This window comes from Methylophilus sp. DMC14, from assembly GCF_056314085.1.
Genome location: NZ_JBQUZA010000006.1, coordinates 120,418 through 134,084, shown reverse-complemented (window position 1 = coordinate 134,084; position 13,667 = coordinate 120,418). Strand labels below are relative to the sequence as shown.

Below are 13,667 nucleotides of genomic sequence, written 5' to 3'. Positions count from 1 at the left end.
CCGAATCAAAGAATATGCTAATGATTAGTCAAATTTGGGCGCCTGTGCCCAGGGGAGCCCTTGCTGATCTTTGGCAGATAGGCTGGGAGGCATGTCCAACGGCCAGTCTATGCCAATCGTCGGGTCATCCCATTTAAGGCAGGCCTCATGTTGTGGTGCATAGTAATCCGTTGTTTTATACAGAAAGTCAGCCGTGTCAGAGAGCACGACAAAGCCATGCGCGAAGCCAGGCGGAATCCATAACTGACGGTGATTGTCAGCGCTTAAATGCACGCCTTCCCATAATCCAAAGGTCGCAGAACTCTGACGCAGATCGACCGCGACATCAAACACTTCTCCGGCAACCACTCTCACCAGCTTGCCCTGCGCTTGCTGGACTTGATAATGCAGGCCGCGTAATACGCCCTTGGCCGAACGGGAATGGTTATCTTGCACGAATGTCACATCCAGCCCTGTGGCTTGTTTAAAGGCTTGCGCATTGAAGCTCTCTATAAAGAAGCCTCGTGCATCGCCGAATACCTTGGGTTCTAGAATCAACACCTCTGGAATTTTGGTCGCAGTCACCAGCATTAAAACACCCGCTCTTTTAAAATCATCTTCAAATACTGTCCGTACCCATTCTTGGCATATTTGTCCGCCAGTTTGTCCAGTTGCTCTGCATTGATAAAACCCTGGCGATAGGCGATTTCTTCCAGACAGGCAATTTTAAGGCCCTGGCGCTTTTCAATCGTTTGAATAAAGCCACTGGCTTCCAGCAGTGACTCGTGGGTACCGGTATCCAGCCAGGCCATGCCACGCCCCATGACTTCGACATTGAGGTCCCCAGAGGCCAAATAATGCTTGTTGACGTCAGTGATCTCGAGTTCGCCACGGGCCGAGGGCTTGAGGTTCTTGGCAATCTCAACCACGCGCTGATCGTAAAAATACAGCCCCGTTACCGCATAGCGCGACTTGGGTTGTGTAGGCTTTTCTTCCAGGCTGATGGCCGTGCCGTGCGCATCAAACTCGACCACGCCATAGCGCTCGGGGTCGTTGACCGGGTAGGCAAACACCGTGGCGCCCTGCTCGCGTTTACCGGCAGTCATGGCCATGTCACCGAGCTCATGCCCGTAAAAAATATTGTCACCGAGCACAAGGGTGCTGCTGTCGTTACCAATGAACGACTCGCCGAGGATAAAGGCTTGTGCCAGCCCATCGGGTGAAGGTTGTACCTGATACTCAATGCGCATGCCCCACTGGCTGCCATCGCCGAGCAGTTCTTTAAAGCGTGGCGTGTCCATCGGGGTAGAAATAATCAACACTTCCCGGATGCCTGCCAGCATGAGTGCGGACAGGGGGTAGTAGATCATGGGTTTGTCATACACCGGCAACAGTTGTTTGGAGACGACTTGCGTCACTGGATATAAGCGGGTGCCGGAGCCACCGGCCAATACGATGCCTTTTCTTGCCATTATGCCAACTCCTCGCCACGTTCATGGTAGTTTGTACTGAGCCAGTGCTGGTATTCACCGCTGGTGACGCGTGCCACCCATTGGGCATGCTCCAGATACCAGCGCACCGTTTTACGGATCCCGGTTTCAAAGGTTTCCTGAGGTTTCCAGCCTAAGGTCTGCTCGATCTTGCTGGCGTCAATGGCGTAACGCAGGTCATGACCAGGACGGTCTTTGACAAACGTAATCTGGTCGCGGTAGCTGCCTTGTGCTTTGGGCTGCTCCTGATCGAGGATGTCGCACAGCGTATGTACAACGTCCAGATTGGTTTTCTCATTCCAGCCACCAATATTGTATGTCTCGCCAGGCAGGCCCTTGGCCAGCACTTCACGGATGGCACTGCAGTGGTCTTCGACATACAGCCAGTCACGGATATTGCTGCCGTTACCATAGATTGGCAAGGGTTTGCCAGACAAGGCGTTATGAATCACTAACGGAATCAGTTTTTCCGGGAAGTGGTAAGGGCCATAGTTATTGGAGCAATTGGTGGTGAGGGTCGGCAGGCCATAGGTATGATGATAGGCACGTACCAGATGATCTGAAGCCGCTTTTGAGGCTGAATAAGGGCTATTTGGCTGGTAAGGGTTGGTTTCCTTGAAAGCTGGATCATTCGGACCCAGCGAGCCATAGACTTCATCGGTAGACACATGCAGGAAACGGAACGACTGTTGTGACTCTACTGGTAATGCTTGCCAATAGGCGCGGACCTCTTCAAGCAGGTTAAACGTGCCAACCACATTGGTCTGGATAAACGCATCCGGCCCGTGGATAGAGCGGTCTACGTGACTTTCTGCCGCAAAATTAAGCACAGCCCTGGGCTTATGGGTTTCTAGCAGCGACTTCACCGCAACACGGTCACCGATATCCGCATGAATGAAGACATGGTCCGGGTCGTGGCTAATCTCCGCCAGATTCTCCATGTTGCCGGCATAAGTGAGCTTGTCCAGATTGACCAGTTTACCCAGCTTCAGCTTTACCCAGGCATTGACGAAATTGCTGCCGATAAAACCGGCACCCCCGGTCACTACAATGGTGTCTGTGTGCATAGAATCTCTGCTTAATAGTGATTACAACTTGGAAATATCTTTTGATACTACCGCAAGCATTAGGTATGTAAAGAGTGAATAAGCGCTGCAGACCCGCATCAAATCACAACAAAAGACAGTCGTCACCAGGGCGAGGCGCCAGACTTGCTGAGACTTTCTATATATTGCTGATGGCTGGCCAACTCCTCTTCGCTAGGCGGCAATCGCTTCATTGCAGAAAAGTCGACCTCAATATGGCTTTGCATGGTTTGCTGCTCGGAGGTTGAGAGTTCCATCAACAGGCTCTCTTGTCCGCGCGTCATGGCAATGTAGACATCGGCGAGCAATTCCGCATCGAGCAAGGCGCCGTGCAACGTCCGCTGTGAGTTATCGATACCGTAGTGGCGGCACAAGGCATCCAGATTGTTACGCTGGCCTGGACGCATTTCCTTGGCCATTTTCAAGGTATCAACGATACCACTGACGAATGACGGCAGCGGGCCCATGCTAAGCCTAGACAACTCCATATTGAGGAAGCCGACATCAAACGGAGCGTTATGAATAATGAGCTCTGCACCACGAATAAACGCAATGAAATCCTGTGCAATTTGCGCAAAAAGCGGCTTATCCTGCAAGAACTCCAGTGAAATGCCATGTACTTCCTGCGCACCGGCATCAATCTCACGCTCGGGATTGATATACAAGTGAAAGTGACGCTGGGTTGGTCGGCGGTTCAACATCTCGACCGCCGCAATTTCAATAATTCGATGTCCCTGATCGGGATAGAGGCCAGTGGTCTCGGTATCGAGGAAAATCTGTCTCATTTAAGCTACACTCCTATCCTATCGCCACGGTTAATACACCTTGATTTGCCAAGGCATCCGCACGCTCGTTGCCCTCGTTGCCAGCATGACCTTTCACCCAAATCCATTCAATCTGGTGAGGCTGGGCGATGACATCCAACTGTTGCCATAAATCCGCATTTTTAACCGGCTTTTTATCCGCCGTACGCCATTGCTTGAGCTTCCAGCCTGCCAACCACTCGGTCATGCCTTTTTGCACATAGCTGGAATCGGTATACACCCTGACATGCGAAGGCTTCTTGAGCGCTTGCAAGCCTTGAATCACCGCCGTCAGCTCCATACGATTATTGGTGGTCAGCGCTTCGCCACCGTAGAGAGATTTTTCGTGCGAGCCCGCTTTAAGCCAGACCCCCCAGCCACCGACGCCAGGGTTGCCCTTGCAAGCACCATCAGCGTACATTTCTATCCATTGTTGATTCGACATCCGCGCATTCTAACTGCTTTTGGCCGTTTTTTTGTATGCTGGAACGGCCTTTTCTGACCTGCAACGCCGGATTCAGCGGCAACATTTTCCAGTCTGGTTTTAACAAACGGATGTTGAGGACTCTTTTTTTGGCGATCAGGAAATAAATGCCACCACTCATGCCACACAAGCGTGGCCCCCACCGTTCCAGGCAAGACTGGCGCGCCAGCCAGTCAGGATCATTGAATGGAAAAGCGTGCATCAAATAACCACTACGCACGACCTCAAATCCCAATACACTCAACCAGTCACGAATGCGCCAGACTGTAAACAATCTGTTGAAACCGCCTGCCTGCCTGAATTGCCCGACTCTGGCGCGCATACCCAAACAACTGGCAGGGCTAATCCCGGTCAGCACCAAACTACCTTCAGGCACCAGTACCCGAAACACTTCGCGTAACGTCTGCTGTGGATCCGCACACTGCTCCAGCACATGTGGCATGCAAACCAAGTCAACCGAATTTTCGGCAAATGGCAAAAACTCGCTTTCGCATAATAACGAGGCATTGGCCGAGGCGGTTAGCTGCAGGGAGTGTTTGTAAGGAATCCGGCACTGCTCGAGCAGGTCATGCGCAGACCATCCGATCTGCAGGGCATGAAAGCCGAACACATCAGCCACGGCTTGCGCGTACAAAGGCGTTTCACGCGCGACAATATATTGACCCAGAGGCATTTGTTCAAAGAACACTGACTGGCTTGATTGCAAGATAGATTCCCTCACGCACTTAAAACACCTCTTGAATACCGTCCAGGGCATCTCCCTTGACAAGCATCATGATTTTTTCAATGATGCGTGATGGACAAAAGTTCTGCAAGTATAGAAATCATCCCCCTGCCCGCTTTTAGCGACAATTATCTGTGGTTAATTCAGTCTGGCTCGCTGGCCTGGGTGGTTGATCCGGGCGATGCCGACGTGGTTGAAGAGGCTTTGAGCAAGAGAGAACTGAGCTTAAAAGGGATTTTACTCACACATCATCATGCAGACCATGTGGGCGGCGCTGCCAGATTGCAAAAGCATTGGCGCTGTCCTGTCTATGCCCCGGACAGTTCACAGCCGTCTTATCAGGCCATGCAGACCATCCCCGTCCACGCCGGGGACACTATCAGTCTGCTGCCAGAAGACATAATAAGCTGCGAAGTGCTTTCGCTGCCGGGCCATACACTTGATCATGTGGCTTATTATGTCAATCAGCAGCATTTGTTTAGCGGCGACGTTCTGTTTGGTGCAGGGTGCGGCCGCCTGTTTGAAGGCACGCCTGCACAAATGTATGTCTCGCTCCAACAGATTGCCGCGCTTCCCCCAGAAACACTCGTTTACCCGGCGCATGAATATACCGCGCACAATCTTGCTTTTGCGCAGACCATAGAGCCGGATAACCGCGCATTACTCCAACGTATCGCAACCACCCGCGAGTTACGCCATCAGCAACGCCCCACCCTGCCAACGTCCTTGGCACAAGAATTGGCGACCAATCCGTTTTTGCGCTGTGAACAGTTGCGTCTGCGCCCTGAATTTCAATCGCGCTCGGCGCTGGAAGTGTTTACCGAGATCCGCACCCGTCGCAATGACTTCTGATCGCGCAACATTGATGCACAGTCTGGGCTCGCTGGCAAGGGCTTGTCTCCCCCCGAATTTAACGTAGAATGATGTCCTCCTTAAAGCGCTTGTGTGCGTTAGGCCTATCTCAAACAGATCGGCGCGGCCGCTACGGCCATCCGGATTTAGCAATCCATGTGTATCCGCCCTGCCGGATGCACAACACTCTCAGGATAAAGTATTACCGTCATGCGTTTTAAAAGATTCATCGTCTGCATTGCACTGTCAGCCTCGCCATGGTGCGGATCGGCTGAATACGTGGAACCAGCCACCTTGTCCGATGACAATGGCAGTTATGACGAAAGCTATGGAGAGACTGGCGTAGAAGGCTACACCTCCAGTTATCAGTTTGAAGATAGCCTGACCTTGCAAAACAGCTTGTGGGACCGCGTGCGCGATGGCTTTAACATGCCTGACATCGACTCAAGCTACACCAACAAACACGAACAATGGTACGCCTCTCGCCCAGACTACGTTTCACGCATGCTGGAGCGGAGTAAAAAGTATCTTTACCACATCGTTGTTGAGGTTGAAAAAAGAGGCATGCCCACCGAGATTGCGCTACTGCCCATGATAGAAAGCGGCTTTAACCCTAAAGCGCTGTCTACCAGCAAGGCGTCAGGTATCTGGCAATTCATCCCCTCTACCGGCAAAGACTTTGGCCTCAAGCAGAACTACTGGAAAGACTCACGCAAAGACGTGACTGCCGCCACCCAGGCTGCGCTCAATTATCTGCAAAAGCTTTATACCATGTTTGGCGCCTGGGACTTGGCACTGGCCGCTTACAACGCGGGCGAAGGTACGGTTGCACGCGCCATCGAGCGCAATGAGCGCCTGGGCTTGCCGACCGATTACCAGCACTTGTCCTTACCGGATGAAACTCGCAATTACGTGCCCAAGCTGCAGGCCATCAAAAACATTATTTTCCGGCCTGAACAATATGGATTGACGCTCAACGAAATTCCAAACCGGCCTTACTTTACCACCGTCCAGGCCCCCAACAAGATTGATGCAAAACTGGCAGCAGAGTTGGCAGGGATTACGCTGGAGGAGTTTAGCGCACTCAACCCAAGTTTTACGCGGCCGGTCCTCATCACGGAAAACAGTTATCAAAAACTTCTGTTACCAACCTGGGCGGCCAGCAACTTTACACAAAATCTGAATGCGTATAACCGTCCCCTCTCCAACTGGCACAGCTACCAGCCCAAGCGTGGTGAGCGCCTGGGTGTGATTGCCAGCAAGTTTGATATCAGTATTTACGAATTGAGCGCAACCAATAACCTAAAGCCGAATCGCAATCTGATTGTCCGTCGACCATTATTAGTGCCCGCCAGCGTGGAGTCAGCTGGTCTGACCAAACCGATTGATGTTGCAGCCATGGCTAAACTTTCCGTAGAAGTGCCGGTTGAAAAAGAGTCATCCAGCGAACCAATGACTATTTCCCATAAAGTGAAAGCTGGCGAGACCTTGTCTACTCTAGCCAAGCGCTATGGCATTAGCAGCCAGCAAATCATGCAACAAAACCATCTCAAGTCTAAAAAACTGGCGGCTGGCCAGGTATTGCAACTGCAAAAACAAGAAAGCCATGCCAGCAAATCAAGTAAAGGGAACTCTGGAAAATCGCATGACTCGAAAACAAGCGTAAAATCTGGTACTAGGAAAGCAGGCAGCCACACTAAACATAGCGCCTCTTCATCAGATTCAGCTAAAAAGAGCACAACATCGCATCATAAGAAAAGTCAGTCCAGCAAACATTAAATCGGCCCATCATGCGCACTGCACACTCACCGCTCAATTTGCACGTTGTGTCTCATCCGCAGAATGCGCAAGGCAAGCGCCGAGGATATGTGCGCCATGCCATGATGACCATGGCTCTGGCGGCCATGCTGTCAGCCTGTAGTCCAGAGCAAGCCAACCAGGAGACACTGGCGTTTGATCATGCCTACCCACCACAGGCCGGGGGCACGCTGATGAGCGCCATGCCCTCAGATCCGAGCAGCATGATCGGTATGGTGGCTGGCGAATCCGCCTCGCTGGCAATTGGCAGTTACCTGTTTAATTCACTGCTCAAATACGACCAGAATCTGGATTTGGCCGGCGAATTAGCCGCTTCCTGGCAAGTCGCAGACGACAATAAGACCATCACTTTCAAGCTCAAACCCAATCTGCAATGGGCCGATGGCAAGCCGCTTACCAGTGCGGATGTGCTTTTCACCTGGCAGCTGATCACAGACGAAAAAACGCATAGCCCTTATGCCTCTGATTATCAACTCGTCACCCAGGCAGAAGCGCCAGATCCACAAACGTTTATCGTGCACTATTCGCAGCCCTTTGCACCCGCGCTCGAAAGCTGGGCCAGTTTGCAAGTGCTGCCCAAACACAAACTGGCAGGACAGGATATACATACCACCAGTTTTGCGCAAAAACCGTTAGGCAGTCATTATTACCAGCTTCAGGAATGGCGACACGGCGAATACATCAAATTAAGCCGCAACCCCAAGTCTGTGATGGGACCCGCCAACATCGAAACGCTGGTCGAACGCGTGATCCCTGATCCAGCCGCCCAATTTCTCGAGCTCATGGCGGACCATATTGATAGCATGAACATGGATCCGATTACCTATGCACGCATTATTCCTTCGCGTCCGGCACTCGCAGCCAGGCTCAACCAATACAAAGAGCTAGGCAACAGCTATACCTACCTGGGCTTTAACCTCAAACGCAAACCATTTGATGATGTGCGTGTGCGTAAAGCGATCAACTATGCCATTGATAAACAGGAAATTATTGATGGCGTCTATCTTGGCCTCGGCATTGCGATTGCCTCCCCGTACAAGCCGGGCACGCGCTGGAGCAATCCTGATCTTCAACCCTATGCCTTCGATCCGGCCAAAGCCAGACAATTGCTAGCCGAAGCAGGTTACACAGACAGCGATGGCGACGGTTATCTAGACAAAAATGGTCAAAAATTGTCATTTGAAATCCTGACCAACCTCGGTAACAAGCAGCGCGAGAAAACCTCGGTCATTATTCAGCGCAGACTCAAGGAAGTCGGGATTGATACCCGCTTGCGTACGCTGGAATGGGCCAGTTTACTGACCAATTTTATCAAACCGGGTAATTTTGATGCCGTGGTAATGGGCTGGGGACTGGGTCTGGACCCTGACCAGTACAATATCTGGCATTCCAGTCAGCAGAATCCCGGACAATTCAACTTTATCGGCTACCACAATCCTCAAGTAGACCATCTGCTGGAGCAAGGGCGACTTGAGTTTGACCCGGAAAAACGCATGCAGATTTATCATGCATTCGCCAAGGCCCTCTATGACGATAGTCCTCTGGTTTACCTGTCTGCCGGCTACGGGCTGACCGCCATCCACAAACGTGTGCAAGGGATTATGAATCCTATACCTCCGGCGGGTGTCGGCTACGACTCACAAAAATGGTATATTCCGGCGCCGCTGCGCCGCGCGCAAATACAGGCTGAATAAAACATGCTACGTTATTTAATCAGACGTGTGTTATGGATGATCCCGATGTTGATCGGCATCAGTCTGATTTCGTTTTTTATCATGCATCTGGCGCCTGGCGATATCACCAGTACGGAATCTGCGTTCGACCCCAAATCCTCAGAAGAGTCACGGCAAAAACTGCGTGAGCTTTATCATCTGGATAAACCCATTATCGTGCAGTATGGCTTATGGCTGGAGCGCATGGTGCACCTTGATTTCGGCCATTCGTTTGCCAGCCATCAAAAACCGGTGTTTTGGTCAGAAACCGACAAAGACGGCAATACCACCAAGGGCATGATTGAAGAAGCCTTGCCAGTGACCTTGCTCATGAATTTAGTTGGTTTGTTGTTGACGCTGAGCCTTGCGATTCCGCTGGGTGTCATGGCGGCCAAAAAACATGGTCATTGGCAAGATCGAAGCATTACCTTATTTAATTTTATTGGCTTTTCTATCCCCGGCTTCTGGTTATCCCTGTTGCTGATGTACTGGCTGGGTGTGATTCACCCCTGGTTTCCGATTTCTGGCCTGCATAGCCTCAACTACGACCAACTCAACGCCTGGCAGCAAGCACAGGATCTGTTCATGCATTTGTGTTTGCCTGTGATCATTCCAGCATTGACGGGCCTCGCAGGTGTCACCATGTTTGTGAAAAACGGCATGCTGGACGTATTGAGCCAAGACTTTGTGATCACCGCCCGCGCCAAGGGCTTGAGTGACCGGGTCGTGACTTATAGACATGCTCTGCGCAATGCCCTGCTACCACTGATTACTTTGGTCGGCCTGTCACTGCCGGGCTTGATTGGCGGCTCGGTGATTGCAGAAACCATTTTTGCCATTCCAGGCATGGGTAAACTCTTTTATGAAGCGGTGATGATGCGTGATTTCCCGGTCGTCATGGGCATACTCACCATAGGCTCAGCCCTGACACTGGTGGGCAACTTATTGGCTGATCTGGCCTACGCGTGGGCGGATCCGCGTTTGCGTAAAGGGGTCATGCCACAACGCTAGGCTATCCAGACATGAAAAAAGTCCTGCAGAATCCCTTAGCCCTAACCGGGTTGATCATTATCAGCATCATCTTGCTGCTGGCGCTACTTGCGCCTTGGATTGCCCCTTATGACCCGGATGCGATCCAGGTCAAGCAGATTCTGGTGGGGCCTTCGGGCCTGCACTGGATGGGCACCGATGGTCTGGGACGGGATGTCTGGAGCCGGATGCTGTTTGGCGGCCGCGTCTCGCTATTGGTAGGCCTGGTCGCGGTGGGGATTTCGACTGCCATCGGTGTCGTGCTCGGTGCTTTAGCTGGCTACTATCGTGGTTGGGTAGATACGCTGATCATGCGACTGGTTGATTTGATGTTGTCTATTCCCAGTTTTTTCTTGATTTTAGCCGTGATTGCCTTTTTAAGCCCTTCGATCACCAACGTCATGGTGGTCATCGGCCTCACCTCCTGGATGGGCGTCACGCGGCTGGTGCGCGCTGAATTCCTGAGTCTGACACAACGTGAATTTGTCACCGCTTCCACGGCGCTCGGTGCTCTGGACAGTCGCATTATTTTCAAGCATTGCCTGCCTAACAGCCTCACCCCTATTCTGGTCAGTGTTGTGCTGGGCATCGCCAGCGCCGTGCTCCTTGAGTCTGGCCTCAGCTTTTTAGGTCTGGGCGTGCAACCGCCGCAAGCCTCCTGGGGCAACATCCTCACCGATGGTAAAGAGTACATCCAGTTTGCCTGGTGGTTATCCGTGTTTCCCGGACTTGCCATTTTAATCACGGTGTTAGGGTATAATCTGCTCGGCGAAGGACTGCGGGATGTGTTCGACCCACGCTCCAACACAGTACGCTAACCCTTCAATCAACTGACCAAACGAACTAACAACCACACAGGAACAAGCATGGCATTTCTTGCTGGAAAAAAAATCCTGATTGCCGGTTTGCTGAGCAACCGTTCAATCGCTTATGGCATCGCAGCCGCAATGAAACGTGAAGGTGCCGAACTGGCATTTACCTATCAAGTCGACAAGCACGAAAAGCGTGTACGTGACCTGGCCGCAGACTTTGAATCCGAGATCGTTCTCCCCTGTGACGTTGCTGAAGATGCACAAATCGACAACCTGTTTGTAGAGCTGGCTAAAGTCTGGGATGGCCTGGATAGCCTGGTGCACTCGATTGCTTTCGTCCCTAAAGTCGCCCTTGATGGTGACTACCTCGAAAGAATCGACCGCGAATATTTCCGCATTGCACACGATATCAGCTCCTACAGCTTCTCTGCGATGGCCAAAGCAGCCTACCCGATGATGCAAGGCCGCAATGGCAGCCTGTTGACTATCAGCTACCTGGGCGCAGAGCGCACCATGCCTAACTACAACGTCATGGGCGTTGCCAAAGCCAGCTTAGAAGCCAACGTGCGTTACCTGGCACAGAGCTTGGGCCCACGTGGCATCCGCGTTAACGCAGTCTCTGCCGGCCCAATCAAAACGCTGGCTGCTTCCGGCATCGCTGACTTTGACAAAATGATCGGCTTTAACGAAAAACACGCCGCCTTGCGCCGTAATGTCACTATTGAAGAAGTCGGCAACGTTGCCGCCTTCCTGGCCAGCGACCTGGCTTCTGGCGTTACTGGCGAAATCACTTATGTTGATGGTGGTATGAACATCACTGCTGCCGGTCAAATCGACTAAAGCTGACCGCTAGTAAAACAAAACGCCTGAGCTGTAAAAAGCCAGGCGTTTTTTATTACTCAACACTATGTACTTGCATTGCTAAACCACAATACGCTAAATTAAATGTATCTTATTCATGGCACTCAGAAACATAAAATAAATAAAAGGTGCACTAAAAACCGCCCCCATCACAATGGTGTACGAAAAATAAATAACACATTGAATTTTAATAAATAATTAATTTTATATATTTATAGACCCCCGACTACATACAATATTATGGGCGCTTTTTAGGGTCTAATTAACGTTAGGCATTCAATCATGGCAAACATATTATTTTGGATTGGCGTAGCAATTGCAGCGTTGGGAGCAATTTTACTATCGCCAATTGCTGAATTATTGCCTGTTGGCTTTTTGGCTTCCTTGAAAAATCATTTTCAGGGTGATGGTTCGCAATTTATGAGAGTTGTCCCTACTGAGAATGATAGTTCATTCATTTATTTTCTTATTGGGCTCGGTATGGTGTTGGTTATTGTTAGCTATGTATTTAAGGCTAGTAAGTAAAAGCCTAACCCATCAGTCAAGCGGGACTGGCGAAATTGCGCTTTGAATCAACAATTATTAATAACGAGGGTTGAGCCGCCATTGTCCCCAGCCCCTTACTTCAAACGTTAGCCATGCCTACAAATTTCGGAAAAACTAAGGATGAAGTTTTTAAAAGATTGCATTATGAGATTTTAAAGCCTTTGGGTTTCAAGAAAAATGGGCTTAGAAGCCAAATCAATGAAGGCGATTTAAGTCGGGCTATTTTATGCTGGTCAAACCAGGGGGGGAATGAATTTCAGATTTTTGCTACAGTTACCCACTATGATTATTTAGTTTTCAGATACCCACAGCATTCAGATAGTTTTTCAAATCGACTGATAGGACAAAACTATCCCCCACTTGCTGAAGTGAGCTTAAGAGGTCTTGATAAAGATTCAGCTCGATTTTGGTCGCTTGGATTTGAAACCTCTCAAGTAACTCTGCTTGAAATATGCGCCGATGTTAAACATGTCGTTTCTAGTTACGGTTTAGCTATACTTGAGCAATTTAGGACGCTAGAGGGAGTGCTTGAGTTTTATCAAAACCAAGAGAATCCAATACTGAAGTATGAAGAGTATAGTTGGCTACTGATGTATTTAAATAAGAAAGCTGAATCAATTAAACTTGTGGAGAGTGCAATAAAAAGTGCCCCGCATCAGAACGCAAAATTGTTTGCTGAAAAATGGCTAGAAAGAATTAAAAATGGCTAACCCATCCATCAAGCGGGACTGGCGAAAGCGCGCTTCGATGAACCAATTTTCAATAACGAGGGTTTTGGCACCATTGTCGCCAGCCCCTTAGTTCAAACGTTAACTACAAAGAGTAGCTAATAACGACAATATCTAAATATGAGTGACACTCGTTATCAAGGCAAAGTTACTTCATGGAAAGACGAACAAGGTTTTGGCTTTATCACGCCCAATAGTAGCGAAAAGCAAGTGTTTGTTCATATCACTGCATTTTCAAACCATCATCGACGCCCGATTGGCAACGAGATTGTGAGTTATGAAGTCACTAAAGATGCGAGTGGGAAATTAAAAGCCGAGCGTGTTCAATACATTGATGCACCATCGCGATCAAAGGATGGGCAGTTTCTATTGCTATTTGCCATCATTTTTCTTGTTTGCATGGCAATATCCGTTTTCGCCGGAAAACTACAATTATGGGTGTTAGGAATCTATTTGCTGGTAAGCAGCTGCACACTGATTGTTTATATACTGGATAAAATGGCTGCAAGCCAGAACAATAGACGTACATCTGAAAAAACCTTGCATCTATTAGCCTTGATCGGTGGCTGGCCTGGGGCCATCATTGGCCAGAAACTGTTTCGACACAAATCAAAGAAGCTTTCTTTTCAAGTGATTTTTTGGGCAACTATTATTCTGAACTGCGCGACATTAGCGTGGCTGCTTTCCATAGATGGATTTGCTTTTACAGAGCGCGTGATTGGCACATTTTTAAATTAGCCAGGT

Annotated in this window: 15 protein-coding genes; 9 read left to right on the top strand and 6 right to left on the bottom strand. The window is 50.0% G+C overall.

The window, feature by feature from the left end; all coding sequences use genetic code 11:
• Positions 1 to 24: 24 nt before the first annotated feature.
• From rfbC to ACT53C_RS12415, 6 genes are all read right to left on the bottom strand, one after another.
• Positions 25 to 570 carry a dTDP-4-dehydrorhamnose 3,5-epimerase gene (gene rfbC, locus ACT53C_RS12440; RefSeq protein WP_275355271.1) on the bottom strand — a complete coding sequence of 182 codons (546 nt, stop codon included), beginning with the start codon at positions 568 to 570 and terminating at the stop codon, positions 25 to 27.
• Positions 570 to 1,451, bottom strand: a complete 882-nt coding sequence (rfbA, locus tag ACT53C_RS12435; RefSeq protein ID WP_476146530.1) for a glucose-1-phosphate thymidylyltransferase RfbA — start codon at positions 1,449 to 1,451, stop codon at positions 570 to 572. Before rfbA ends, rfbC begins: the two co-directional genes overlap by 1 nt.
• Positions 1,451 to 2,536 (bottom strand): dTDP-glucose 4,6-dehydratase, encoded by a 1,086-nt coding sequence (gene rfbB, locus ACT53C_RS12430; RefSeq protein WP_476146528.1) that lies wholly within the window; start codon positions 2,534 to 2,536, stop codon positions 1,451 to 1,453. The genes rfbA and rfbB overlap by 1 nt, the downstream gene beginning before the upstream one ends.
• Before the next feature lie 122 nt (positions 2,537 to 2,658).
• Positions 2,659 to 3,339, bottom strand: a complete 681-nt coding sequence (dnaQ, locus tag ACT53C_RS12425; protein WP_476146526.1) for a DNA polymerase III subunit epsilon — start codon at positions 3,337 to 3,339, stop codon at positions 2,659 to 2,661.
• Between the two features lie 13 nt (positions 3,340 to 3,352).
• Entirely contained in the window at positions 3,353 to 3,778 is a 426-nt protein-coding gene (rnhA, locus tag ACT53C_RS12420; RefSeq protein ID WP_194748425.1) for a ribonuclease HI, read from the bottom strand.
• Positions 3,768 to 4,547: a methyltransferase domain-containing protein gene (locus tag ACT53C_RS12415; RefSeq protein WP_476146524.1), complete on the bottom strand. Its 780-nt coding sequence runs from the start codon at positions 4,545 to 4,547 to the stop codon at positions 3,768 to 3,770. The genes rnhA and ACT53C_RS12415 overlap by 11 nt, the downstream gene beginning before the upstream one ends.
• A 90-nt stretch (positions 4,548 to 4,637) precedes the next feature.
• Here ACT53C_RS12415 and gloB point away from each other — a divergent pair, with 90 nt between their 5' ends.
• The 9 genes from gloB (at position 4,638) to ACT53C_RS12370 (ending at position 13,661) form a co-directional block, all read left to right on the top strand.
• The gene (gene gloB, locus ACT53C_RS12410) at positions 4,638 to 5,417 is read left to right on the top strand and encodes a hydroxyacylglutathione hydrolase (protein WP_476146522.1); all 780 of its coding nucleotides are present in this window, start codon (positions 4,638 to 4,640) and stop codon (positions 5,415 to 5,417) included.
• A 210-nt stretch (positions 5,418 to 5,627) separates the two neighbouring features.
• Positions 5,628 to 7,196 carry a transglycosylase SLT domain-containing protein gene (locus ACT53C_RS12405; protein WP_476146521.1) on the top strand — a complete coding sequence of 523 codons (1,569 nt, stop codon included), beginning with the start codon at positions 5,628 to 5,630 and terminating at the stop codon, positions 7,194 to 7,196.
• Between the two features lie 125 nt (positions 7,197 to 7,321).
• Positions 7,322 to 8,929 (top strand): peptide-binding protein, encoded by a 1,608-nt coding sequence (locus ACT53C_RS12400; protein WP_476146588.1) that lies wholly within the window; start codon positions 7,322 to 7,324, stop codon positions 8,927 to 8,929.
• A gap of 3 nt (positions 8,930 to 8,932) precedes the next feature.
• Complete coding sequence (locus ACT53C_RS12395; RefSeq protein ID WP_338654154.1) at positions 8,933 to 9,958, top strand: ABC transporter permease; 1,026 nt, start codon at positions 8,933 to 8,935, stop codon at positions 9,956 to 9,958.
• A gap of 11 nt (positions 9,959 to 9,969) precedes the next feature.
• A complete protein-coding gene (locus ACT53C_RS12390; RefSeq protein ID WP_476146519.1) occupies positions 9,970 to 10,794 on the top strand; it encodes an ABC transporter permease in 825 nt (274 codons plus the stop codon).
• 48 nt (positions 10,795 to 10,842) lie between these two features.
• A complete protein-coding gene (locus ACT53C_RS12385; RefSeq protein WP_476146517.1) occupies positions 10,843 to 11,628 on the top strand; it encodes an enoyl-ACP reductase FabI in 786 nt (261 codons plus the stop codon).
• Positions 11,629 to 11,931: 303 nt separating this feature from the next.
• Entirely contained in the window at positions 11,932 to 12,174 is a 243-nt protein-coding gene (locus ACT53C_RS12380; RefSeq protein WP_476146515.1) for a hypothetical protein, read from the top strand.
• A 113-nt stretch (positions 12,175 to 12,287) separates the two neighbouring features.
• Positions 12,288 to 12,905, top strand: coding sequence for a hypothetical protein (locus ACT53C_RS12375; RefSeq protein ID WP_476146513.1), 618 nt, complete (start codon positions 12,288 to 12,290; stop codon positions 12,903 to 12,905).
• 138 nt (positions 12,906 to 13,043) lie between these two features.
• On the top strand, positions 13,044 to 13,661 hold the full coding sequence (locus ACT53C_RS12370; protein ID WP_476146511.1) for a DUF1294 domain-containing protein: 618 nt from the start codon (positions 13,044 to 13,046) through the stop codon (positions 13,659 to 13,661).
• The last annotated feature ends 6 nt before the right edge of the window (positions 13,662 to 13,667 follow it).